Raw genomic sequence first — 24383 nt, forward strand, 5'->3', positions numbered from 1 at the left:
ATCGTCCGAGAAAACGTCTCAATTTCCTTACTCCCTTTGAGGTGCTCAAAAAATTTTTTCTCTGATTTTGTTGCACTTGACTTGACAATCTATCATATTATGATATAGAGTATACCTACTCAAAAATAGAGCAAATTGTTAAATTAAGAAATGATATGACTCATATGAATGGCATTAATATCTCAGATGATGAGTTATATGAATTAATTATAATGGAAATAGTACTCACAAGAAGTTTGATAAACAAAATCTATTTTGATAAAAATACATTTAAACCTTTAATGAAATATACAGTAAAGGAGCAATGATATGAAACTTCAATTTGATGCCAACCTTGAATATCAGGAGCAGGCAGTATCCTCTGTTGTTGACCTTTTCAGAGGCCAGACACCGAAACAGTCGAATTTTACTGTGTCACTTTATAATACAATGGAAGGACAGGGAACATTCTTTTCTACTACCGGTATCGGCAATAAGCTTGAACTTGATGAAGAAGATATCCTTGATAATTTGAATGAAGTTCAGCTCCGCAATGGTCTTAAACAATCGACCGCTCTTGAACACGGTAAATATGACTTTGACATTGAAATGGAAACGGGTACAGGTAAAACTTATGTGTATCTGCGTACAATATTTGAGCTGAACAAGGCATACGGATTTACTAAATTTATTATCGTTGTTCCCAGCATTGCAATCAAAGAGGGTGTAAAAAAATCTTTGGACATAACAAAAGAACATTTTGATATGCTGTTTGATAATACACCATACGACTATTTTGTTTATGACAGCGGAAAGCTGAGTCAGGTACGTGATTTTGCTGTAGCCGATAATATTCAGATAATGGTTATTAACATAGATGCATTCCGCAAAAGCTTTACGGACCCTGAAAAAGAGAACAAAGCTAACCTGATTCATCGTTCAAATGATAAAATGAATGGTATGCGTCCGATAGACCTTATTGCAGAAACAAATCCGTTCGTTATTATTGATGAACCGCAGTCTGTTGATACAACGCCAAAATCAAAAGAAGCAATTGCTTCTCTTAATCCTTTATGTACATTAAGATATTCAGCGACACACGTGGAAAAACACAACTGCGTTTATAAGCTTGATGCAATTGATGCATTTGAAATGAATCTTGTTAAGCAGATTGAAGTAGCAAGCTTTGCGGCAAGCGGTTATCATAATCGTGCATATATGCTGCTTAAATCTGTTGATAACAAAAAATCTCCTATCACTGCAAAAATTGAGATTGATGCCCTCGTAAAAGGCGAGGTAAAGCGTAAGGTCGTGACTGTAAAACAGGGAAGTGACCTCTCTGAAAAGCTTTCAGGTAATCGTTCCATTTATGAAGGATACATCGTTGATGAGATATACTGTGAAAAGGGCGAAGAATATGTGAGCTTCACTATGAAACCTGAGATACTGCGCATAGGTCGTGCCGTGGGCGATATAGACGATACAGCAATCAAGGAGCAGCAGATACGCAAAACCATTGAGGAACATCTGAACAAAGAGCTTATTTTAAGCAGCAAAGGCATAAAAGTTCTCAGTCTGTTCTTTATCGACAGAGTTGCAAACTATCGTTATTATGATGAAGACGGAAATGCTCATAAAGGCAAATATGCTCAGCTTTTTGAAAAGCATTATAAAGAGCTTATCCAACGTCCAAAATATAAAAAGCTTATTGATGCAAAGCTTATCAGTGACGATGAAACCGTTGTACATAATGGATATTTTTCTGTGGATAAAAAGGGGGTTTTCAAGGATACCAACGGAACAACAACGTCTGATGATGATGTTTATAACCTTATTATGAAAGATAAGGAAAAACTTTTATCTTTTGATACAAAGCTTCGGTTCATCTTTTCACACTCTGCACTTCGTGAAGGCTGGGATAATCCTAATGTTTTTCAGATTTGTACACTTAACGAAACAAACAGTGAAATAAAGAAACGTCAGGAAATAGGTCGTGGTCTGCGTTTATGCGTTAATCAAATGGGTGAACGTCTGCACGGTTCGGCAATAAATACACTTACTGTAATGGCAAATGAAAGCTATGAAGATTATGCCAAAAGTCTTCAGCACGAATATGAAGATGATGAAGGTATCCGTTTTGGATATATTGAAAAACATACCTTCGCCAATATCAGCGTGACCGATTCAAATGGGAACATAAGCTACCTCGGTGCAGAAAAATCAGCAGCTATATATAAATCATTTGAGGATAACGGTTATATCGACGACAAAGGAAAAGTCCAGGATAAGCTGAAAAGAGTCCTTAAAGACAACGCACTCATTATTCCCGATGAAGTAAAGGATAACTTGTCTGCAATTACAGCCATCTGCAAGAAAATCAGCGGAAATCTCAATATTAAGCCTGCTTCAGAAAAGAAAACAGTAACGCTTAACAAACAGATATATTTAAGTCCCGATTTTAAAGAGCTGTGGGATAAGATAAAATACAAAACCGCTTATTCCGTTTCATTCGACTCGAATAAGCTTATACAGAAATGCAGCGATGAAATGAGGGCTAACCTTAATACTGCTTCCGCCAAACTGATTTACTCCAAAGCTGAGCTTAAGCATACAGCAGGAGGGCTTGAAACAACAGAAAAGGTTCATACCACTGTCTATTCAGGTGAAGAAACTCAAATGCTTCCAGATGTTGTAACATACCTTCAAACGAATACCAGTCTTACTCGCAGGACGATTGTTTCGATACTAAAATGCAGCGGAACACTTGATATGTTTAAGAAGAATCCTCAGAAGTATATGGAAGATGCAAACAAGATTATCTCTGCAAATATGAAGTCAATGCTCGTCGATGGAATAAAATACACAAGACTTGGTGATGATGAGTATTATGCTCAAGAGTTGTTTGATACAGAAGAGCTTGCAGGATATCTGGAACACAATATGATTGAAGCCAAGAAGTCCGTTTATGACTATGTGGTATATGACAGTGATAACGAAGCCGCTTTTGCGCAGAAGTTTGAAGCAAACGAAGATATTAAATTATATGCCAAACTTCCTGATTGGTTTAAGGTTTCTACTCCTTTGGGTTCATATAACCCTGACTGGGCAGTGCTTATTGAAAAAGACGGAATGAAAAAACTATACTTTGTCATTGAAACCAAAGCCAATATTAACGAACAGTCACTTCGCCCCACCGAATCTCAAAAAATCAAATGCGGTCAAAAGCATTTTGAGGCAATCAACAGAGGGGCTGTGTTCACCGCAGTTGATGATTTCAATAGCTTTATTGAAAATGTTTGACTATCTGGTCAGCAAACCACAAAAACAGTCCGCATCCCATAAAGAATGCGGACTGTTTTGTATATACCAGACCAACAATAAAGTCATATCAAAAACGCAGCATAGAGCGGTATGGAAATAACATCTTCTGTCTTTCCGAAATTCTTCTGTGAAAGCCGAATAGCCACATTCGGAGAAAACTTCTGTGAGAACACACTGAGACTTCTTGACCGAACGTGTTCGCCCTTTTTGACCTCAACAGCGTATATCTCGTCCTCTTTCTGAAGAACAAAATCCAGTTCAGCCTGCGAATTGGCTGTTGACCAGTAGTATAGCGGATAACCTTTGGCTGCGAACTGCTGAGCGACGTAATTTTCCGTAACCGCTCCCATAAAAATATTCGTTTCGCCCGAAAGAATAGTATTGACCGACATCTTAGACTTGTTTACAAGCAGACCGACATCGGACATATACACTTTGAAAGCGGTCTGGTCCGCATAAACGGCCAGAGGGTGCATTCCCTGGTCGATTCGCTGACATTCAAGTATGACACCTGCCTGTTTGAGCCAGTCAAGAGATGCTCCGAATATAGATGCCGAGCCGCCTTTCTGGACGACTTTATACTGAAATTTCTTATTGTCCTTGGCAAGCTGTGCGGGAATGGAGTTATAGCAAGCTCTGATTTTCACAGTTTCAGTGTTGCTTGCATATTTGGCCATATCAGCAGTATAGTTGTCTATAATACTTGTCTGAACAAGGCTGGCATCTATATATGAATTTGTTTCCACGAATGACTTGACAGCCTCTGGCATTCCTCCAACAATAAGATAATCATAATACAGCGAAACTGCCTTTTTATGAAGAGCCTCGTTCATAGGTTCTATGCTGTTATAGCAGCGTTTTATTTCATCACAAAGCATATCATTGCCCGTTGCCCACATAAACTCCTCAAAATCGAGAGGAAAAAGCTGAATAATATTCACCTTTCCAACTGGGAATGATGTCTTGTTTCGGTTTATAGCTACGCCAAGCAGGCTTCCTGCCGCTGCAATATGATATTCGGGAGCTTCCTCACAAAAATACTTTAGGGAAGTGGCAGCACGTTCACAGGACTGTATTTCATCAAGAATAACAAGAGTGTCATTGGGAAGAATACGCTCTCCTGCCTCTGCTTCAAGGCATTTGATGAGCCGCTTTGGGTCAATGTCACCATCAAACATTGATGCCGCTGTTTCATTACTTTCAAGGTTTATATATACCACGTTTTTATAGTTTGCTTTACCGAATTCACGAAGAATATATGTCTTTCCGACCTGTCGTGCCCCATTCAGGATAATAGGCTTTCGGGTAGCGCTGTTCTTCCAGCTGATAAGCTGGCCAGTTACCTTTCTAATCATATAGGCTGTACTCCTTTCGGCTTTTTATTATAACCAGTATATCACCTTTATACTTTTAAGTCAAGAAAAATATTATAATCAATTATTTTTATTGACTTAATTATCGGCTGATATTATTATCCATATTCACCCCGAACATCAAAACATTAAAAAAGTGCTTTCCTGCACTCTGCTATAAGCTTGGAAAGCACAAACACTTTTACGGTAATTACACCATATCACGTTAAATCAATATTCTTCGGCAAACATAATCGTTGTGTAGCTTCTGTCCCATTCTGTAATAATATAAATTTTCCCTTGTGAGGTTTGGTATGACGCTAGGATTTTTCCTTCTCCAGTCGCTAAAGCCTCATCATTCATATCTTTATCTTCCTGATGCTCCATATCTGACCAATCTCTTACGCAATATCTGATGAAAGCTCCCATAATCTCTTCCTCGAACAGCGGATTTTCGTATAATGCTTCTGAGATGCCATAGGTCAAAACCACTCTTCCCAATTCAAATGTACTGAAAGAATTCATAATAATTGTACCTCCTAATATAATTTGGTTTTATAAAAATAACACATTAGCGATTTATTTTGCCTGAGCAACATCTATAGTATCGCTCAGGCAATACTATGCTGTTTAAGCTGCTTTAGTCCAGGTGGGGTCAATCTTTATGTTAGTTAGAACACAAGTCCAGCTTGTGCCTATATGCGTAATGCCCCAAATGTACATATCATACTCAGGTATATAATATATCTGCTCGTTTGTATAGTGCGAAAGAAGGTCTACACCCTTTTTGTCAATATGATAAAACGAAAGAGGGGGATTTTCCACCTCGTATTCGAGTGAAGATATATCATTATTTAAATCAGCAATTTTATCATCCAATTCACTAATAAGATTTTCAAGCTCTTCATCACTTATTTCTGAGGTTTCGTTTTCAAGCATATCCTCATACATACCCTTTTGGTCGATAAGCTCATCAATTTCAGAACTTATATCAGATACTTTATCTTCTCTTTCTTCAAAGGTATATTCTTTTCCTGCAGAATCACAGTAAAAAACATTACTTCCGTTAATGAGTTCATACTCAACATTATTAAACATCTTATCGCAAAGTGGTATATGCGGAAAATTCGAGGCAAAAGCTTCCAAATCCACATATCCATTTTCAACGCCATACTGACTGATTTGACTATTATAAAAATAAAATTCTTTATTCATATGTTCCTCCCGATTCTTTCTTAAATAATAATGAATTATAAACTTTTACAAATAATTCAGGTCATTACATATACCTGAAGGTGGATTTTATTTGTGTGCCTAAATTATAACAACTGGATATAACGTTTCAAGGGTTAAACAGTGACAAATACCCGAGTTGCTTATTGTGCAAAACTAACAAACAATTTTGTATATTCACACACCAAGCGTTTCCCTTTAGGCATAAAAAAAGCGCCTGCCATCCTCACATTAGATGGTAAAAGCGCAAAAAGAGTATATTGAACCAAGCCCTACCCGAAAACACGGAAGAACACTATAAATTTATACTTTTCTGCACATTCACCACCTTATGCACCTCACCACAAATCGGAATGATATTTGTGATTTCACCTGACAAGCTTTAATGTGTTCAGCATTCTCCACTGCCAGAAAGTTTGGAGGGGGCTGGGTTCCGAGTGTTTTCAGCACTGTTCTTTTTTCAAGCGGAAGTTGTGAATTTCCGCTCTGACCCCGATTTTACTACTTAGTATGGGTGCTATTAAATTTTGATTGCGAAGCTTTGGGCTTCTATATATTTAAATAACACGTAAAAACGTGAGTATTTACTTATTTAATTGACTGTATTCTGATTATCGCTGTTATAGATATTGTTAAGTATGCTGTCACAGGTCTTTTTTGTCTTTTGCGTCAAGTGCTGGTAGATATCAAGCGTAATTTGTACGCTCTTGTGTCCAAGTCTTGTCTGCACATACTTTGGGTCAGCACCATTGTCAAGCAGCATTGTACAGTGAGTATGCCTCAAAGAATGAAAATCAAATTCAGGAAATCCAAGCTGGTTATGGATTACAGAAGAAGTGTGCTGCATAGTTCTGGGTTGAATATATGTACCGTCCTCTCTTTTGCACACAAAATTGATTTTCTTGCCTTTGTCGTTAGTGCAGATGATTCTCGTACCTTTTTCCTCATAATAAAATGTATATTCGGTATCAAGATACGCTTTGGCTTTACGTTCCTGGGTATCCTTTTCGTTTTTTAGGATTTTCAGAAATGCATCATCTATCTGAATTATACGATTGGAATCATATTTTGGTGCGGAAAAATACCAATATCCGCTCTTGTTCCCATTACTCTGCCACTGAACCTGCTTATTCACGGACAATGTTTTATTCTCGAAATCTATGTCATCCCAGGTAAGTGCATACGCTTCACCAAGCCTGAGTCCGCATCTGTATCCCAGAAGCAAAGGAATATATGCCGATGAACCTTTTGGGAATCTCGTTAAAATCTCATTCATTCGTTTTTCATCGATATAAACACGGCTTTTTGTATTGAGAGCAATATTACCTTCGGCTCTCTTAGAAGGAAGCTTTACGTGTTCCATCGGATTTTTCTGTATATAATGAAGCGGTTCGACCGCATAATTAAAGCTGCTGGTAAGTACTCCGCTGATAACGGATATAGTGTTTCTGCTGCGGCCTTCGCTGGCCAGTTTATCAATAAGTTTTTGAAGCGTGGAATGCGATATAGTGCGAAGCTTATATTTTCCGATTTCTGGCTTTATATCCAAACGAATTATCTTTTCATAATTATTAAGAGTTGTCTTTTTCTTCTTATTCACACACTCATCATTGTACCACTTGTCCATAAAGTCAGAAACGCTTATTTCCGACGGCTTGAAAACTTCACCTGTGGCTTCAAATTCAGCCATAGCTTTCAATTTCGCCGCAAAAGCTTCTTCCCGTGTGTTAAAACCGCCTTTGACTATCTGTTTACGCTTTCCATCTATTTTGGGACCTTCAAACCGATACTGCCATTTGCCATCTCGAAGATTTACGCCATCCCCACGTTTCATCAGCACTCACCTCCAATTACAGAGAAGCAATTGATAGTTGTGCTGTTGTTAGCGGCAAAAAAGCTGTCCAGTGATTCGCCTTTAACCTTACATTCACCAAACTTTATCGCCGAAAGCTCTTTATTTCTGATGAGTCTATAAACATCCGCTTTGGTCGTATTCAGCATTTTAGCCGTTTCTTCTATGGTATAGAGTTTCATTAGCATTCACCTCTCACATAAGAAATAGGCTTTATATTAAACGGGTCAGTGAGGTCCTTGCCCTCATTGGCTTTAAAGAAATTACAAAGAGTTTCGTGGCGTACTTTTAAAGAACCAAGCTTTATTGCGGGCAACTGGTTGGAACTGATAAGATTATACACATATTGCTTGTTTGTGTGCATAATCTTTGCCACCTCGTTAACTGTATATAACATTGAATCGTAATTAGTTGTTGAATTCATATTAAATGCTCCCTTCAAATTTTATTTTGTGAATACCTCCATCCATTTTGATAAATAAAACCCATAAAGCAACTCGTGTATCTGCTTTATGGGTATAAAAATAACCCTGACTTACACAAGCTGCAAGAGGGTTTAAATCTTCATATACATTTTATATTAACTCGTAATCGTCATTCGTAATTAATATTACATAGGCTTTATTCCTTCCAAAGTCTTGAGCGTTGTTCCCAGCATAAACAGATTTACCGGCACTCGTATGTATTTGTATGATTGATTTAAACACTATCAAAATGATATTAAATGTTTTTTGTAGTCGGAACTGTTTTCTTTCTACAATTATAGGATATCATAGGACATACTAAAAGTCAATAGATTTCATACAAGGATTTTAATTTTGTTTTTTCAACAATTTTTAGCACCGATAACTGTTGAATATTACCAAAAGCACTTTTGAAGCTTTAGTCATAAACGTCTCATTAAGGTATGCCCTTATATACTATTATAAATATATAACGTATGAATTACTATTCCTCTTACGTTATGTATCGTATGAAAAAGTAACCCTTACGATACGTTTTCGTTTTTGCTATAATACAAATGAACGAATGTTCAGTTATATTACAGTAAAGGAGATGTTTCTATGAGTAAAATAGGTTATATCAGAGTTTCAACCATTGAACAGGAAACGGCACGGCAGGAAGAACTGCTCCACGGCTATAGACTTGATAAGGTCTTTATGGAAAAAGCCAGCGGCAAGAATACGGACAGGCCAGAATTGAGAAAAATGTTGGACTATCTTCGTGAGGACGATATTCTGTATGTGGAAAGCATATCAAGATTATCCCGAAGCATCAGAGATTTGCTCTCTATCGTAGATACTCTCAATGAAAAGAAGGTCCAGCTCGTTGTTGTCAAGGAGAACATCGACACTACCACTCCGCAGGGAAGATTTGTTTTGTCCATCTTCGCCGCCCTGTCGGAACTGGAACGTGAGCAAATTCTACAGCGTCAGCGTGAGGGCATCGCAATTGCCAAGGCACAGGGAAAATATGCAGGAAAGCAATTCAAACATATCGACGAGGAAATCTTTGAACGAAGCTATAAGAAGTGGAAAACGGATGAAATAACCGCCAGACGATTCGCCGAGCTTGTCGGCTTGACTACAAATTCACTTTACCGAAGAATAAAACGGTTCGAGTCATATCAAAAGATAAACTGACAAACAAAATTATCCCTCAGAGGCATTTTAGCTTCTGAGGGATAATTTTACTTTGTGCTTTTTCCTAATGATAGCCTACGATAATACTCAATATCACCCTGAGCACAACCATTGAATAAATCATTATGCTTGCCGTTAAGCATTTCATATTGCAGGTTTCTGATAAGCTTTATGTTTCCCTTAGCCGCAACAAACGGGTTTATCATATAAGTATAGTTTATATTCGGTATCTTATAAAGAAGGTGCATATCGACAAGAGATGTAATTGCTCTGCGTACAGAACGCTCATCAATGCCGAGCGTTCTGGCCAGACTTTTATAATTCGATGATTTAATCTCAACAATATTGCAATATTCGGGAGAGTGATAGCATTTGCAGGACTGCGCTTCTGCTGTAAGCATCAGAAATACAGATAGCTCCGTTTTGCTTATTCTCTTTGAGCCGTATGCACCAGTAAAGCAGGCAAATTTCTTTAAATTCTCAATATTATTAAAAAGGAACGAAAATTTCTTTTGGCTTTCTGCAAGCGATTCAAACGGACATTGACAATTTTCTGTGCAATAAATTCTGCATCTTTTTATCGTGGATTCAGTACCTCTCGCAAAAATAAAAGGATTCATTCTGTACTTATCATTTTCAAGCTTTTCAATAACCCTGTGTTTCTCCAGTTCAATGAGATTCTTTTTAAGCGAATTTGCTGTCAGGTTCAATTCCCTGCACAAAATTTCTTTTCTGTCTTTGTCCAGCGTGAAAACATTCATCTGATAACCGTCCATAACATCATCGCAGTCCGAGGCGATTGACGACAAGACGATAGCGACAATAATTGATGTGTTCATCAAATCCCGCAAGCTGAAATATGATTTCTTAAGCGTTGAGTGTGCAGCGAAACATTGTGTGTATTTTTGTATTGATTGGGTCATTTGATATCTCCTTGTAAAATTTATTTGCAGCCAAATTATACAAAAAAATATTTTCGGATTCAAGGGTCAACTCGGAAAAAATAAAAATATTTTTTACAAGCCGTGCAATGCCTGAAATGTCAGTATAAATGACAAATCAGGCTCAGGCTTATCACAGCATAAATATCAGATTATGACGCAAACACGGCATAAACGGCTTTCTTTCCATAAAAAGCACAGGTGCCTGTTTTGTCATAGGAAAAACAAGCTTCAAACGACCTATTTACGTCATTTCTGGCCAGTTTCAGCCGATTTGCCCCTATATTATTATAAAAGGAAACAAAAAATTTCCCAATAAAAAATCCTTAAAGGTTAATTGCAAAGAAGTTTCTTATCCATCAACACATATCCTGCAAGAAAAAAAGCAAAACTATAAAAGGTGCAGCCCCCATAAGATATGTTTTCCATTTTCAATGCAGGATTTCTTCCAATTGAAACGAAATCCAAGGCAATTAATTTTTACAGGGAAAAAGATTCCGAGCATAACATAGACAAAGATTCCAGGGACTTGATTTAATCTGAAAGAATTCTTCAATTAGAAGATTGACCCTTGTTTTCAAAACTCATAAATGAATTATGGTGCAAAAGTTTTTCAAGAGCTTGATATGCCTGAAAGATTCATTCAAGATATGCAAATGAGCATTTTTATTTTGTTATACAAAATTATTTTGATATAATCAATATTAGTGAGTAATAATGTGTGTAAACGCTTTAATGTGCATTATTACTCGCAAAGCGTAGAAATATACTGTAATACATTATCATTTGCGAAGCCTGTGAGTTTGCATAGTTATGCGAAGCTATGTAGGCAAAAAGAAAAATATGTGCTTTTCCGAGAGCTTTTTACGCTCAAAGAAAAACACATATTTTTTCTTTATAAAGCAATCAGCGAAGCCATTCTCACGGATTATGCGAAGCTTGGGGGAGCGGCCTCAACAGCGTTTATCCTTTTATAATCTTTTCCATAGTATCTACATTGTATGCAACAAAGAATATTTTCTCGTCATACCGCTTAAACTCAGAAACAAGCGCTTCACCGTTGAAGTTTTCGGCAGGAACACGCAAAGGTATTGACGAAAATATACAGGCACTCATCAATTCATTATTGTTAAGGTTTTTATAAATCGCACGAACCATTTGCACGATGCCATTCAAGCTGTTTGGCAGTTTACAGTGCCTTGAATCTGATTGCGCATTAAACATTTCTACACCGAAAAGCTCGGTTTCGGGCATAAATCCGAATCGCAAGTCTACCCATATTGACCTCTGTATTCCGTTAGCCTCATAAAACTCGCTGACATTCCATAGCAGGTCGCCGAACGCACTCTTGAATTGCAGATTTATGATATGGAGCATAACATTCAGTTTGAGCGTGGTCATAGAACTGTTTCCCAACAGCAAGTGGTACACTACATTTTGTACGGAAAACGGATTGATGCTTGGTTTTCTCATAATACAAACACCTCCGATTCAACATCTTTCAAAAGGAATATAAATTCTTTTGTTTCCAAAGGAGTTCATAAGCTTTTTTCGGACATCTGCCAGACTTTGGGATATTTCTTTTAGTTTAACGACATCATTGCTGTTTTCGGACAGATAAAAAGCATAAGCCAAAGCTTTATCACACACCGCCTCCCAATATAAGCAGATATGTATGTTTTCCATTAGCGATTCCTCAAAGCCGTCCAATCCTGTCAGACATTCCAAAGCCGTAAGATTCTTTTCCAATGCTGAAATAATGTGCTTGTAGTTCAGTTAAAACATTCCTCCGATTTGATTATTTTTTCTCAGTATATACCGTGTTCCCCTGCTTGTCAATAGATTCGGACTGTTTTTTTGTTTATTTTATTTTTTGTGATATAATTCAATTGTCAGTAAATGATAATTCAGTTAAAGGAGGATAGCAATATGCAGAACAGCAGACGATACTGTGTTACGGCACGGGATAAAATCGCAGAGGAAAACCGACAATTGATAAACCGCATCGGGAAAAGCCAATTCAATGATTTGGAACGCACCCACGGCGTCAAAATCACAGCTCAAAATCTTTATGATGTTTTTCCTGCCGATTTTGTACTGGATACGGTTTGTCCGATTCTCAAAAATATGGGCGACCACAGCTTCACCCAGTCGGTTATCGGCACAACAAAGGAAAGAATGCACCAATTTCAGCACAATAAAAAATATCAAGCCATTTTAAACTACTTAACCTAAAATCTACTTTTTAAACAACTATAATCAATTTAATTCCTTAGAACTCCTTATAAAGAATATCCCTCGGACTTTTCTGTTTTTTGGTCCGAGGGATATTTCTTTGTAAAAAAATTCAATCTAAAATCGAATTGATTATATCGTGATAAATAACACTTTTCGATACAAAACAAAATCCCCTCCGTACTCAATGCGTACTCCAAATCAAAATCGGAGTACGTTTAGAGTACGGAAGGGGATATTTTTTATTATTGAGTACGCCAGCCTAAATCAGCAAATCGAGCAAACCACGTAGATTAGCCCTTCATAGCTTCCTCAACAGCAACAGCGCAAGCGACAGTAGCACCAACCATCGGGTTGTTGCCCATGCCGATAAGACCCATCATCTCAACGTGAGCAGGAACGGAAGAAGAACCTGCGAACTGAGCATCAGAGTGCATTCTGCCCATGGTATCAGTCATACCGTAGGAAGCAGGACCTGCAGCCATGTTATCGGGGTGAAGTGTACGGCCTGTTCCTCCGCCGGAAGCAACAGAGAAGTACTTCTTGCCCTTTTCGATGCACTCCTTCTTATATGTACCTGCAACGGGGTGCTGGAAACGTGTGGGGTTGGTGGAGTTACCGGTGATGGAAACGTCAACGCCTTCCTTCCACATGATTGCAACGCCTTCTGTTACGTCGTTAGCGCCGTAGCAGTTAACCTTTGCACGGAGTCCGTCGGAGTAAGCCTTGCGGAATACTTCCTTAACTTCGCCTGTGTAGTAGTCCATCTCAGTCTCAACATATGTAAAGCCATTGATGCGAGCGATAATCTGAGCAGCGTCCTTGCCGAGACCGTTAAGGATAACACGAAGGGGTTCCTTACGAACCTTGTTAGCCTTCTCAGCAATACCGATAGCACCCTCAGCAGCTGCGAAAGACTCGTGACCTGCCAGGAATGCGAAGCACTTGGTTTCTTCCTCAAGAAGCATCTTGCCGAGGTTACCGTGGCCGAGACCAACCTTTCTCTGGTCAGCAACAGAACCGGGGATGCAGAAGGACTGAAGTCCCTCACCGATAGCTGCAGCAGCATCGGCAGCTCTTGTACATCCCTTCTTGATTGCGATAGCGCAGCCTACAGTGTAAGCCCACTTTGCATTCTCAAAGCAGATAGGCTGAATGCCTTCTGTGATCTTGTAGGGGTCAAATCCCTTAGCCTTGCAGATATCTGCGCACTCTTCGATAGAGCTGATTCCGTACTTGTTAAGAACCTCAAGAATCTGCTTTTCTCTTCTTTCATAAGATTCAAATAAAGCCATTGTAGTTTATCCTCCTTATTTTTTTCTTCGACTATTACTGCTTTCTGGGGTCGATGATTCTTACAGCATCAGCAACACGGCCGTACTGTCCCTTAGCCTTTTCAAAAGCAGTGTTTGCATCGTCGCCGCCCTTGATGAAGTCCATCATCTTACCGAAGTTTACGAACTGGTAACCGATGATCTCATCGTCAGCGTTAAGAGCGATGCCTGTTACATAGCCGTCAGTCATCTCGAGGTAACGGGGACCCTTTGCGAGAGTACCGTACATTGTACCAACCTGAGAACGAAGGCCCTTACCGAGATCCTCAAGGCCTGCGCCTACTACGAGACCGTCCTCGGAGAATGCGGACTGGGAACGACCGTAAACGATCTGGAGGAAAAGCTCTCTCATAGCGGTGTTGATAGCATCACAGACAAGATCAGTGTTGAGAGCTTCAAGAATGGTTCTGCCGGGAAGGATCTCAGCAGCCATAGCAGCGGAGTGAGTCATACCTGAACATCCGATGGTCTCAACGAGAGCCTCCTGGATAACACCTTCCTTAACGTTAAGGGTAAGCTTACATGTACCCTGCTGAGGTGCACACCAGCCCACACCGTGTGTAAAGCCGGAAATGTCCTTGATCTCCTTAGCCTTTACCCATTTTGCTTCCTCGGGGATTGGAGCCGCACCGTGTGCAACGCCCTGTGCAACGGGGCACATTGTTTCAACCTCATGAGAATAAATCATATTAGTTACAAACTCCTTTCAGTTTATCGCAGCAGCGGGATAACCGCACTGCATACATTTACATTATACAAGATAAATCCCCAAAAATCAAGTATCTTTTCAAAACATCTGAAAAAAATTACATTTTTCAAACTTTTTTTGCAGGAAAAAGCCGCCTGACCTTCATAACAGATCAGACGGCTTTTAAATAATATCTCAGATATCCAAATTATTACTGTCGGGCGGATAGTCGGCATCTGTGTCATACTGACCTACCGGAGGATTATCTGCCGCTGGCATAGGGCATGACGAGGGGAAAAACTCTTCCGTGGGAAAATCCAGCCGTCCGAACACCTCACAGGGCGACTCGGCAGGCGATGCGCACTCCTTATCGGGAATGCAGTAGTCATATGTAGGGACAAGCAGGCATACAGGTCTTGTGAGCCGTATCACACTGAACAGCCCCAGCGTTACCGTTATGCCTCGGATCACAGCAATATCTCCGCAGGTGCCCGTGTTTATGCAGTCTATCTTTGTTTCAAGAGCTATAGGCTCTACAACGCTTACGGTTACCTTGGGAAGATTTATTGTGCGGCAGCAGCTGTCGGTCTCGCCAATACTTTCTTCCGTGCTGCTGAAGGTCTTGATATTTGCCTTGCTGCCGTAAAGAATAACACGCTTGTTCCACACCGCCGTTCCGCAGAGAGGAACTGATTCATCGGTGCAGGAACACTCATATGCGTCCATAGTCAAGCGGAAGGTGTAAGTGATATCCACCGCATAATAGCCGTTTTTGAACGGGATACTGTCAATGGTAACGCAAACATTGGAGACCTCTGCGCACCGTGTCTTGACCACGGTGGTCTTCTCGCTGAGAACAAAGCCCTCGTCCAGTGTTACCATAAGGTCGTTGATACAGTCACGCTCAGAGCAGGAATCAAATATGCGCTGCACCTCAACAGGCACTGCCGACTTGATATCGTGGCATTTCCCGGGGTATTTATATTCGTCGTACATAAAAAGCCTCCTATATTTTTATTTTATAATACATATATTATTCCGAATATTGCCCAAATGTGACTGCCCCAACCTTTTTTTACACAAATTTTCCTGCCATTGTCCGAATATACTGCGGTTCATTTTCGACACAAACCTTGTAACAGCTGCTGTATAATAGCATATGTGAGGTGATTGGGAATGTTTATTTATGCTGACGTGCTTATCATCGTCAATATTTATGTTGATTTTCTGCTGATACAATCGGCAAAGACAATAACCCACAGTCCCATGAAAACTTCACGGGGCATTATCGCAGCAATGCTCGGCAGCCTGTTTTCGCTGGTGATATTTCTCCCCCGCCTGCCTGTGTGGCTGATGATGCTTACAAAGCTTATATCCTCGGCAGTGATAGTTTTTACGGCATTCGGATATGAAAACAGGCGCATATATCTGAAACGGCTTTTTATCTTCTATCTCACCGCATTCATATACGGCGGACTGGGAACGGGACTTGCATACATCTCGGGCGGAAAGCTGCTTGTTAGCAGAAACGGCATATTATATGCGGACTTTTCGCTTCCCGCACTTGTGATAACCTCAATAGCCGCCTACGCCTGCATTGCGGTGTATAAGCACTTTGCGGACACCTCGGAGGAGGGAGCGGTATATACCGTGATAGTTTCCGACTGCGATAAAACGGTAAGCTTCAAAGCCATATCAGACACGGGCAATCTGCTGAAAGACAGCTTTACGGGAAAGCCTGTGATAGTCTGCCCCGCCTGCGAGCTGGCAAAGCTGTACGGAGATATACCCCAGTGTGACGGCACGGACATATCAGCCTCGGGAAATATTGCCGTAATGACCCGTTGGCGGCTTATCCCCTGGTCAACCGCATCCGGCACGGGACTTATCCCTGTGATACTTCCAAAAGAGATATGTATAAAAAATGATGAAACAGGCTGCTTTTCAAAGGCAGACGCATATCTTGGCGCATCTCCTTCCAATAATGCTTACGCAGTGTTTCACCCCAAAATTTTAATATAAGAAAGGCTTGATGAAAATGTTTAACTCGGAACAGATAATACTGAAACTCAGGCAATGGGCAAGCCGGCTGTTCGGACTGTCTGACGGTGTTTTTTACATAAACGGCCCTGAAACACTGCCCCCTCCCCTTACCAAAGAGCAGGAGGAACAGGCATTTGCCATGCTGATGACCGATGACCCCAAAGGACGTGAAAAGCTTATCGTGCATAACCTGCGGCTTGTGGTATATATTGCAAAAAAGTTTGAGTCAACGGGAATATGCGTTGATGACCTTGTTTCCATCGGAACCATCGGGCTTATAAAGGCTGTGAACACCTTTTCGCCCGAAAAGAACATCAAGCTTGCAACATACGCCTCCAGATGTATTGAAAACGAGATACTTATGTTTCTCCGCAAAAGCTCTCAGCACAGGAACGATATCTCCATTGACGAGCCGCTGAACATCGACTGGGACGGAAACGAGCTGCTTTTATCGGATATTCTCGGAACAGATGAGGACACTGTCAACAGCAGCATTGAGGACGATGCGGAAAAAGCAGTGCTCCGTGAAACTGTTGCCTCTCTCCCCCAGCGTGAGCGGATAATCATGGAAATGCGCTTTGGCATGAAAACAGGAAAGGAGATGACACAGAAAGAGGTGGCAGACGTGATAGGCATTTCCCAGTCCTACATCTCACGGCTTGAAAAAAAGATAATAAAAAAGCTGAAAAAGGAGCTTGACAGGCAGATGCTGTGATCCTTTTTCAGCTATGATCTTTTTTGCTTTGCGGCTTTGGCTTTTTCTTGCCGAAATACGTAGGTCTGAACCAGTTTACATAAACGCTTTCTATCATTCTTATGGTATAATCGTAAAGGGCAAACACCAGATTTATGAACACCATAACGGCAGCCACCGCATATTCGCCCAGGAAAGCAAAATCCCCGAAGAAATCGTAAACGCCCATTATAAGCGCAATGAGCTTGTACCATATGATAATGGCTCCGTTGAAAACTGCCAGCTTGCAGCATATCCGCAGCAGCTTGAATTTTATCTTGTCAAGCCATGGCAGGATTATGGGATAATACCCGAAAAACATTATAAACAGCGTGGAAGCTTCTTTATCGGGCGTGAGGAACAGTGACAGCAGCGACACGGCACAGTATGCGGCAAATGCCCAGCTTGTACTGACTTCCCTTGCCACGACTATCATAAGCGCTCCCGCATAGATAGGAATAGCCATGCTTAGCAGCGGAAAAACGCCTGTCAGGAACATAAGTGTAAGGCACAACGCCGACACTACTCCGCCGACTGCTACCTTATAGCTTGTATGCTTATTGTTCACAGGCATTCTCCTTTCCGACTTTCTATCCAATATGTCATTAGTAAAATATTATATCACATTTCAGCAAAAATGTCAAATAATTTTGTTGAAACAAAACAAATGCCGCCCGATTTTCTCAGGCGGCATTTGCTTTGATTTTATTTCCTTATTACATTTTCAAGAGCCTTTTTCTTCTTTTTATGCACGGCAGCCGCAACTGCTGCAATTATAACTGCTGCGCCGCCTGCGGAAGCTCCTGCTATAAGCGGGATATTGTAGGAATGTTCCTCAGTGGTAATTGTGAAATCACAGGAAGTTACAGTGAAGGTAAGGTATTTGCCGTCCTCCTCAGTATCGACCTTCTGACCGTCAACGAACACCTTTGTGCCGCTTGCACCGTTAAGGGGCAGGAAACGGATAAGGTGGCTCTCTGTACCGTCATCGGGGATAGAAACGTTCCAGTCGTCACCGCTGACATTTTCCGCAGTCAAGATGTCCTTATCGGTAAATGTACCCTCAGCAAGCATTACAGGGAAGCCGTTCTCTCTGGTCATTTCAGAGGAAATAGTGGTAACATTTTTGAAAAATTCCGCATTTATCACTCCGCCGTAGGTCATATGCTCATAATTATGCTCTTCCCAGCGGGAGAAATATCCGTCCTTCTTGGGAACGGCAGGAAGCTGATCCTCGCTTACAGATTCGCCGTACTTGAAGTCAACAGTGCCCACAATATCATCTTCATTTTTGAAAACAAGAGTAAGCACTCTGAATTCTTCGGGTGTACCGTCCATAGCGATCATTTCTTCATATGTAACGGGATATGCCTTTTCGCTGTAGCTTACGCCGTCAACTGCGCCCACATCTCCGCCTGAGTAAACGTTGTTTTCAAGCTCGCCGTCGCACTCGCCTGCAACAGCTCCTGTGTTTTCATCGGAGTCCAGTATATCAACAAAGCTTATGCAGCTATGGATATCATGTCCGCTGCCTGCGATGCCGCCCACATAATCTCCGCCCTCGATGCGGCACATAGCGCTGCTGCCGTATATTGCTGCAGAGGATTTTCCTGCGATACCGCCTGCATAGCCGCCGTCAGTGGACTGAACGGAGCCCATTCCAATGCTGTTGATAACGCAGCCTGTGTCCATCTCGCCCACAATGCCGCCGACGTTATCCTTCTTTGAAATTACTTCGCCGCTGTTTACGCATTCACGTACAACTGTTCTGGACTGATATACAAAATCGTAGGAACGGCTTCCGACCTTTTCGATATCACCCTCGGGGTCAATGGAATTTTCAATGCCCATGGTTCCCGCAATGCCGCCGACGCTTACATCGCCGTTTATCTGACCATAATTCTTGCTGGCAGATATTTTGCCCTCTGCCCAGCCGCCCTTATCCTCGGCGGATATATCCTGAGTGTAGTCCGAAAGCTCAGTGGGCTTGTCGTTAAGCTCATCAACAAGGTCAAGAACAGCGTCGCTGACCTCGGAAGCCTTGTCGTTTATCTGCCTGAAGTCCTCGGAAAGGATATCTACGGAACCGCTGGTGCTGTCGTTGAGCACGCTGAGACTGTCAAGCAGCTTCTGAATGCTGTCGGAAAGGGTATCTCTCTTTTCGATGAAAGCATCATCAGCACCTGTAAAGCTTATCTCGGGCTTGCCTGCGAAATAGTCAATAATATCGTGAACGCAGTCCATTCCGTCAGATATGTAGGTCACGGAATCATTTCCGTACTGAACTGCTTCCTCTGCCTTGTATGCAGCTGCAATAAGCGATGCGGACGCATCATCTACATAATCCCATGCGTCCTGGATACGGTCTATCAGCGACTGTGCCGACTCCCCTGCACTGTCAACGCCGTCAGCAGACTTTTTCAGATATTCGATAACATCATAAAGGCTGCTTATATTTACATTCGGGTATATGATAGTTGCGGTGGGAGCGTTGTCAATGGTATCACGGATATCATCGGAGCATCTTTCAAGCACGTCTTTAAGGTTGCTTGCCGCATCTGAATTGACCAAATCGGAAATGCCGTCTATCAGATCTGAAAGGCCGTCGAAAAATTCCGAACCTGAACCCTCCGAAAGAATATCAAGGATATCGCTTATGTATGTGTCATACGCCTCGGGATCCCTGATACCTGCATCATAAAGGGTCTTGATGGCGTCAAGGTCATCTTCTGCCTTGTCAAGATCATCTGCCAGGCTGTCGGAAACTCCGCTCAGCTTCTCCAGAGCATTCTTTATCTTCTCAACAGCGTCCTTTGTCTCCGTAGAATCATTGTAATTTTCAAGAGCATTCAGCATATCGGTAATTATTCTCTTGATATTTTCATTGGTGTCCTTGAAGTCGTCCAAATTATCTTTCAGCGAATCAATGGCATCTTTCATTGACTCTTCATCGCCAAGACCCGAATTAAGGGAAGAAAGGCTGTCACGGAGATTTTTGTTTGCATCGCCCAGTGATTTTATGGAGTCTGACAGGTCTTTAAGTCCTGGGAAGATTATATCAAATGCCTGATCTGTGCTGTCAAGCGAATCAGCCATCATATCCCCTGCTTCCCAGAGGGTGTCAAGGGCATCTGTCATGGAATCGGAAGCCTTGGAAAAGCTGTCTGAAGCGGGCTCGGACATATCTATCAGGTCAGACACACGGGCGCTCAGCTCGTTTATGGAATCAATATTTGAATTGATCACCCTGTCCGCCTCGTCAAGGAAATCATCGGAATCGGAACGCACCTGCTGGAGTATATCAATGGTATCGTCCATATCGCCCGAAACCTGATTTGACGAATTGTTGGCATCATCAATAGTCCGGTCAATGATGTCGTTCATTTCATCAAGGCGGTCACGGAGCTTGTTCATGCCTGTTTCGGAGAAAAGCAGTGAGAAATGCGGCTCTGCCTGACCCACGATTCCTCCTGTATCCTTTCTGCCGTTGATAGTTCCATAGTTTTCACAGCGGCTGATATAGCCGTTCTGCCTGCCGCATATGCCGCCGATGTTATATCCGATGTGGGGATAGCCTACCATTCCCCTGTTTATGCAGTTCTGGATAGAGCCTGTTGAATAGCCTGTTATACCACCGCAGTCTGTGATATCTGCAGCACTTTCGGTGGAATACAGGTCCTCGAATTTCAGGTTATCAAGGTCAAGGGACGAATCAGTGGCGTTGGTATTTACGGAAGAAGCGTTCTCGCACTGCATGATAAAGCCTGTGTTCTGTCCCGCAATTCCGCCTGCAAAATGGTTAGCTTCTATTCTGCCAAGGCTCTTGCAGGAAGCTACCATTCCGTTTTCATCGTTAAGTCCGACTATTCCGCCGCACTGCTCCTTGCCTGTGATAACACCGTTAAAAGTGCAGCCGTAAATGGTTCCTTTGTTAACGCCTGCAATGCCTCCGCATTTCTTTGCAGAGCCTGAAGGTGATACCTTTCCCGACACATTGAGATTTTTTACACGTCCTGTTTTTTCAACATATCTGAACAGACCCATAACAGAGCCGTTGTCAGTAATGGAAAAGCCGCTTATTTTATGGCCGTTTCCGTCAAAGACACCGCCGAATGAGGGAACGGAAACGAATTCCTTGTCAGCAAAGCTGATATCCGCATTGAGCACGAAGGTCTTGCCAACGGAATAGCTGTCAAGGGTGCAGTTCTTTGCAAACTCGGCAAACTCCTCTGCCGAGTTGATATATATCACGTCGGACTTATCGGCAGATATCTTTGCGGAAGCCGAATAATCCTCCGCATACACTGCGGGAACTGCGGAGCAGATATTTGCGCACATTGTAAGAGCGGCGACAGCGGCTGAAATTCTTTTAATTCGATCCATCAGTAATTTCCTCCCTTTCGCCCTGAGAATTATCCTCTTCACCGTCAGTCAGTCCGTCAACGTTTTTGCTTTCAATGCGTGCGTCAACATCACCGATGATGATACCGTTGACTATCGCATCAATGCGTCCGTTAACATAGCCGTGAACAAGGCCTGTAACAGCGATCTTTCCACTTGAGACCTGAGTGCGCTCACGCTTCTTGATAGTAAAGGAAGTCTTTTCGATGATAGTATCGCCCAGAAGAAGTATCTGAGGAAGTACGCCCATTACGAGAACGATGGAAATAAGGGTACCACGTCCAAGGCAGACACCGATAGACGAAATGGTTCCGTTTGATGAAAGCACACCGATAAGTGCACCTGCTGCTGCAAGTATTGCACCTGATGTGATGATAGTGGGGAACGCCTGATTAAGTGTCTCGGTTATAGCCTGCTTGATAGGCATCTGCTGCTTAAGCTCCATATAACGGCTTGAAATTACGATAGCGTAGTCGATATTTGCACCCATCTGAATGGAGTTTACGATAAGGTAGCTGAGGAAGAACAGAGGTGAATCCTCGAAATAAGGGAATGAGAAGTTCATCCAGATACTTCCCTGAATTACCGCAATAAGCAGCACAGGAAGTCCTGCCGAATTAAAGGTGAACAGCAGGATTATGATAACAAACAGTGCGGAAAGGATACTGATTATCAGGTTATCATTTACGAAGGACGATGAAAGGTCATAGTCACTTGTGGAGTTACCGACAATGTAAACATTATCGGAGGGGTAGAACTTGTATGCTTCATCGTGGATAGTTCCGAGAAAATCAAAGGTCTGAGTTCCCTCTTCAGGGAGATTCAGGTAAACAAGGATTCGGCTGTAGTCATCGCTCTGGAGCTGAAGCTTTGCCTTGTTGAGCTGTGTGTGGAGATCCTCAAGTGTGTCCATAAGGTCATCATCAAGTGTAACATAGCCCTTATCGACCTCGTCATACGCAAACATGAACATATCAATAAGGGGCACGCTGTAGCTTTCAAGACCGTTTACAACATCGCCGTAGTCCTCGTCGTTGATGGCATAAGCCGCATAAAGCACCTTTGCCACTTCATAATCAAGACCCACAAGCTCGGAGAACTGTCTGGGAGTAAGCTTATCGGTAAGGACATAACCGTCCATTGCCTCGATATTTGCAAGACCCATTACCGAGTCAACTTCTTCATAGTTACTCAGACGGTTTATGAGCTTGCTTTCACTCTCATAGTCGCCTGCAGGAACCACAAGGGCAGCAAGATTTGTTTTGCCGAAGTTATCCTTTATCTTCTGTTCAGCTATCTGCTGGTCGCTGACACGGGTGGTTTTAAGGTCACTGGTTCCGTAGCAATAGGGGCACTGATTGGAGAAAATAAAGCCCACAATAGCTAATACAACGAACACAGGGGGGATAACATATTTGGTTGCAAAGGCAAATTTGCCCACTGCCGAAATTTTGGGAACGAAGTTCTTATGCACGCTCTTGTCGATAAGATTTGAGAAGAGCATGATAAGTCCGGGCATAAGAGTAAATACGGACAGAAGGCTGAACATGATAGCCTTTATCAGTACCATTGCAAGATCGGCACCGATCCTGAACTGCATGAATGCCAGTGCGATAAGACCCGATACAGTGGTCAGGGAGCTGGAAGATATCTCCACTATCGCCTTACTGAGGGCTGTTATACAAGCCTCACGGGGAGCCATTTTCTCATGCTCCTCGCTGTATCGGTGGATAAGGATAATAGCATAGTCAATAGCCAGAGCCAGCTGAAGAACAATCGTTACGGAGTTTGATACGAAAGAAATGGTTCCCAGCAGGAAGTTGGTTCCCATATTTATAAGTGCTGCCGCAACGAATGTTATGAGCAGCACGGGAACCTCCGCATAGGCTCTTGACGTAAAGGTAAGCACCAGTATAATGATAACTGCCGCAATAAGCGTTACGACATTCATTTCCTGAGCCAGCTCGGAAGATGTATCAACACCGACCTCGCCCGATACATAAAAGTCATAATCGGAGAGCATCTCCTTGATGCCATTCATAGCATTGACGCTTATCTCGTCATCAGCCTCACCGTCAAATGTAACGGAGAAAAGTGCTGACGAATTTTTATAGTGATCCTCCGAATCATCAAATGCGACCTCGGATACACCCTCGATATTTTCTATTGCGTCCGATATGCTTTCCGCCTTGTCATAGGTGATATTTGATACCATTACCGAAGCAGAACCGTATGTAATAAACTCATCGTCCATAAGAGTAAGACCCTGACGGGTTTCGGTGCTGTCGGGAAGGTATGTGGTAAGATCGTCCTCGACCTTTACCCAGTTACGTGAAAAAAAGCTGAAAATTATCGCAAAGATCCACAGCAGAAAAAACAGATTTCTTTTATCTACAATGAACGAAGCCAGTTTATACATAAACGACTCGTTCTCTTCTGCATTCTGCGGAATTTTATCTTTTGACAAAAATAGCACTCCTTTCGCTGTTTTATACAAATATTTTACCATAATTTAAGTGAACTTGCAATATACAAAAATAACTGAGTGTCAAAAATATTTAGACATTTTTGGAAAAATGTCTGGAAAAGTCCTGCGGGATATGTTATAATGTTAATCAGCATATCATT

Annotated in this window: 20 protein-coding genes; 5 read left to right on the forward strand and 15 right to left on the reverse strand. The window is 41.8% G+C overall.

The window, feature by feature from the left end:
* The first annotated feature begins 309 nt into the window (after positions 1 to 309).
* Positions 310 to 3279: a type III restriction-modification system endonuclease gene (locus OCV68_RS02235; RefSeq protein WP_262570385.1), complete on the forward strand. Its 2970-nt coding sequence runs from the start codon at positions 310 to 312 to the stop codon at positions 3277 to 3279.
* An 83-nt stretch (positions 3280 to 3362) separates the two neighbouring features.
* Here the strand turns inward: OCV68_RS02235 and OCV68_RS02240 are convergent, their stop codons facing one another.
* The 6 genes from OCV68_RS02240 to OCV68_RS02265 all read right to left on the reverse strand — a co-directional run bounded on the left by OCV68_RS02240 (position 3363) and on the right by OCV68_RS02265 (position 8161).
* A complete protein-coding gene (locus OCV68_RS02240) occupies positions 3363 to 4655 on the reverse strand; it encodes an ATP-binding protein (protein ID WP_262570386.1) in 1293 nt (430 codons plus the stop codon).
* 228 nt (positions 4656 to 4883) lie between these two features.
* The gene (locus OCV68_RS02245; protein ID WP_262570388.1) at positions 4884 to 5177 is read right to left on the reverse strand and encodes a hypothetical protein; all 294 of its coding nucleotides are present in this window, start codon (positions 5175 to 5177) and stop codon (positions 4884 to 4886) included.
* Positions 5178 to 5282: 105 nt separating this feature from the next.
* Complete coding sequence (locus OCV68_RS02250; protein ID WP_262570391.1) at positions 5283 to 5867, reverse strand: hypothetical protein; 585 nt, start codon at positions 5865 to 5867, stop codon at positions 5283 to 5285.
* A 610-nt stretch (positions 5868 to 6477) separates the two neighbouring features.
* Positions 6478 to 7719: a site-specific integrase gene (locus tag OCV68_RS02255; RefSeq protein ID WP_262570394.1), complete on the reverse strand. Its 1242-nt coding sequence runs from the start codon at positions 7717 to 7719 to the stop codon at positions 6478 to 6480.
* Entirely contained in the window at positions 7719 to 7919 is a 201-nt protein-coding gene (locus tag OCV68_RS02260; RefSeq protein WP_262570396.1) for a helix-turn-helix domain-containing protein, read from the reverse strand. Before OCV68_RS02260 ends, OCV68_RS02255 begins: the two co-directional genes overlap by 1 nt.
* A complete protein-coding gene (locus OCV68_RS02265; RefSeq protein ID WP_262570398.1) occupies positions 7919 to 8161 on the reverse strand; it encodes a helix-turn-helix domain-containing protein in 243 nt (80 codons plus the stop codon). The genes OCV68_RS02260 and OCV68_RS02265 overlap by 1 nt, the downstream gene beginning before the upstream one ends.
* 640 nt (positions 8162 to 8801) lie before the next feature.
* On the opposite strand from OCV68_RS02265, the gene OCV68_RS02270 reads away from it, so the two are divergent.
* Entirely contained in the window at positions 8802 to 9380 is a 579-nt protein-coding gene (locus OCV68_RS02270; RefSeq protein WP_262570401.1) for a recombinase family protein, read from the forward strand.
* A gap of 47 nt (positions 9381 to 9427) precedes the next feature.
* On the opposite strand, the gene OCV68_RS02275 is transcribed toward OCV68_RS02270, so the two are convergent.
* The 3 genes from OCV68_RS02275 to OCV68_RS02285 form a co-directional block, all read right to left on the reverse strand.
* On the reverse strand, positions 9428 to 10303 hold the full coding sequence (locus OCV68_RS02275; protein WP_262570403.1) for a hypothetical protein: 876 nt from the start codon (positions 10301 to 10303) through the stop codon (positions 9428 to 9430).
* Between the two features lie 981 nt (positions 10304 to 11284).
* On the reverse strand, positions 11285 to 11794 hold the full coding sequence (locus OCV68_RS02280) for a hypothetical protein (RefSeq protein ID WP_262570405.1): 510 nt from the start codon (positions 11792 to 11794) through the stop codon (positions 11285 to 11287).
* Between the two features lie 18 nt (positions 11795 to 11812).
* On the reverse strand, positions 11813 to 12031 hold the full coding sequence (locus OCV68_RS02285; RefSeq protein WP_262570407.1) for a hypothetical protein: 219 nt from the start codon (positions 12029 to 12031) through the stop codon (positions 11813 to 11815).
* Between the two features lie 219 nt (positions 12032 to 12250).
* Between OCV68_RS02285 and OCV68_RS02290 the strand changes: the two genes are divergently transcribed.
* Positions 12251 to 12556 carry a hypothetical protein gene (locus OCV68_RS02290; RefSeq protein WP_262570408.1) on the forward strand — a complete coding sequence of 102 codons (306 nt, stop codon included), beginning with the start codon at positions 12251 to 12253 and terminating at the stop codon, positions 12554 to 12556.
* A 293-nt stretch (positions 12557 to 12849) separates the two neighbouring features.
* Here OCV68_RS02290 and OCV68_RS02295 read toward each other — a convergent pair whose 3' ends face one another.
* From OCV68_RS02295 to OCV68_RS02305, 3 genes are all read right to left on the reverse strand, one after another.
* Complete coding sequence (locus OCV68_RS02295; protein ID WP_262570410.1) at positions 12850 to 13851, reverse strand: GGGtGRT protein; 1002 nt, start codon at positions 13849 to 13851, stop codon at positions 12850 to 12852.
* A 34-nt stretch (positions 13852 to 13885) separates the two neighbouring features.
* Positions 13886 to 14578: an iron-sulfur cluster assembly scaffold protein gene (locus OCV68_RS02300; protein WP_022475693.1), complete on the reverse strand. Its 693-nt coding sequence runs from the start codon at positions 14576 to 14578 to the stop codon at positions 13886 to 13888.
* A 195-nt stretch (positions 14579 to 14773) separates the two neighbouring features.
* On the reverse strand, positions 14774 to 15574 hold the full coding sequence (locus tag OCV68_RS02305) for a hypothetical protein (protein WP_262570412.1): 801 nt from the start codon (positions 15572 to 15574) through the stop codon (positions 14774 to 14776).
* A gap of 180 nt (positions 15575 to 15754) precedes the next feature.
* Between OCV68_RS02305 and OCV68_RS02310 the strand changes: the two genes are divergently transcribed.
* A complete protein-coding gene (locus tag OCV68_RS02310) occupies positions 15755 to 16600 on the forward strand; it encodes a sigma-E processing peptidase SpoIIGA (protein ID WP_147621499.1) in 846 nt (281 codons plus the stop codon).
* 16 nt (positions 16601 to 16616) lie between these two features.
* Entirely contained in the window at positions 16617 to 17336 is a 720-nt protein-coding gene (sigE, locus tag OCV68_RS02315; RefSeq protein ID WP_022475696.1) for an RNA polymerase sporulation sigma factor SigE, read from the forward strand.
* Positions 17337 to 17343: 7 nt separating this feature from the next.
* Here the strand turns inward: sigE and OCV68_RS02320 are convergent, their stop codons facing one another.
* The 3 genes from OCV68_RS02320 to OCV68_RS02330 all read right to left on the reverse strand — a co-directional run bounded on the left by OCV68_RS02320 (position 17344) and on the right by OCV68_RS02330 (position 24222).
* Positions 17344 to 17922: a hypothetical protein gene (locus tag OCV68_RS02320; protein WP_147621498.1), complete on the reverse strand. Its 579-nt coding sequence runs from the start codon at positions 17920 to 17922 to the stop codon at positions 17344 to 17346.
* A 137-nt stretch (positions 17923 to 18059) separates the two neighbouring features.
* Entirely contained in the window at positions 18060 to 21737 is a 3678-nt protein-coding gene (locus tag OCV68_RS02325; RefSeq protein WP_262570417.1) for a YhgE/Pip domain-containing protein, read from the reverse strand.
* Positions 21724 to 24222 (reverse strand): efflux RND transporter permease subunit, encoded by a 2499-nt coding sequence (locus OCV68_RS02330; protein ID WP_317259195.1) that lies wholly within the window; start codon positions 24220 to 24222, stop codon positions 21724 to 21726. Before OCV68_RS02330 ends, OCV68_RS02325 begins: the two co-directional genes overlap by 14 nt.
* Positions 24223 to 24383: the final 161 nt, after the last annotated feature.

Source organism: Huintestinicola butyrica (assembly GCF_025567215.1).
Classification (GTDB): Bacteria; Bacillota; Clostridia; order Oscillospirales; family Ruminococcaceae; genus Huintestinicola; species Huintestinicola butyrica.

Excerpts from the sequence above, each read along its gene's own strand:
- OCV68_RS02235 (WP_262570385.1), top strand. The coding sequence starts at position 310 with ATGAAACTTCAATTTGATGCCAACCTTGAATATCAGGAGCAGGCAGTA.
- OCV68_RS02240 (WP_262570386.1), bottom strand. The coding sequence starts at position 4,655 with ATGATTAGAAAGGTAACTGGCCAGCTTATCAGCTGGAAGAACAGCGCT.
- OCV68_RS02245 (WP_262570388.1), bottom strand. The coding sequence starts at position 5,177 with ATGAATTCTTTCAGTACATTTGAATTGGGAAGAGTGGTTTTGACCTAT.
- OCV68_RS02250 (WP_262570391.1), bottom strand. The coding sequence starts at position 5,867 with ATGAATAAAGAATTTTATTTTTATAATAGTCAAATCAGTCAGTATGGC.
- OCV68_RS02255 (WP_262570394.1), bottom strand. The coding sequence starts at position 7,719 with ATGAAACGTGGGGATGGCGTAAATCTTCGAGATGGCAAATGGCAGTAT.
- OCV68_RS02260 (WP_262570396.1), bottom strand. The coding sequence starts at position 7,919 with ATGAAACTCTATACCATAGAAGAAACGGCTAAAATGCTGAATACGACC.
- OCV68_RS02265 (WP_262570398.1), bottom strand. The coding sequence starts at position 8,161 with ATGAATTCAACAACTAATTACGATTCAATGTTATATACAGTTAACGAG.
- OCV68_RS02270 (WP_262570401.1), top strand. The coding sequence starts at position 8,802 with ATGAGTAAAATAGGTTATATCAGAGTTTCAACCATTGAACAGGAAACG.
- OCV68_RS02275 (WP_262570403.1), bottom strand. The coding sequence starts at position 10,303 with ATGACCCAATCAATACAAAAATACACACAATGTTTCGCTGCACACTCA.
- OCV68_RS02280 (WP_262570405.1), bottom strand. The coding sequence starts at position 11,794 with ATGAGAAAACCAAGCATCAATCCGTTTTCCGTACAAAATGTAGTGTAC.
- OCV68_RS02290 (WP_262570408.1), top strand. The coding sequence starts at position 12,251 with ATGCAGAACAGCAGACGATACTGTGTTACGGCACGGGATAAAATCGCA.
- OCV68_RS02295 (WP_262570410.1), bottom strand. The coding sequence starts at position 13,851 with ATGGCTTTATTTGAATCTTATGAAAGAAGAGAAAAGCAGATTCTTGAG.
- OCV68_RS02300 (WP_022475693.1), bottom strand. The coding sequence starts at position 14,578 with ATGATTTATTCTCATGAGGTTGAAACAATGTGCCCCGTTGCACAGGGC.
- OCV68_RS02305 (WP_262570412.1), bottom strand. The coding sequence starts at position 15,574 with ATGTACGACGAATATAAATACCCCGGGAAATGCCACGATATCAAGTCG.
- OCV68_RS02310 (WP_147621499.1), top strand. The coding sequence starts at position 15,755 with ATGTTTATTTATGCTGACGTGCTTATCATCGTCAATATTTATGTTGAT.
- sigE (WP_022475696.1), top strand. The coding sequence starts at position 16,617 with ATGTTTAACTCGGAACAGATAATACTGAAACTCAGGCAATGGGCAAGC.
- OCV68_RS02325 (WP_262570417.1), bottom strand. The coding sequence starts at position 21,737 with ATGGATCGAATTAAAAGAATTTCAGCCGCTGTCGCCGCTCTTACAATG.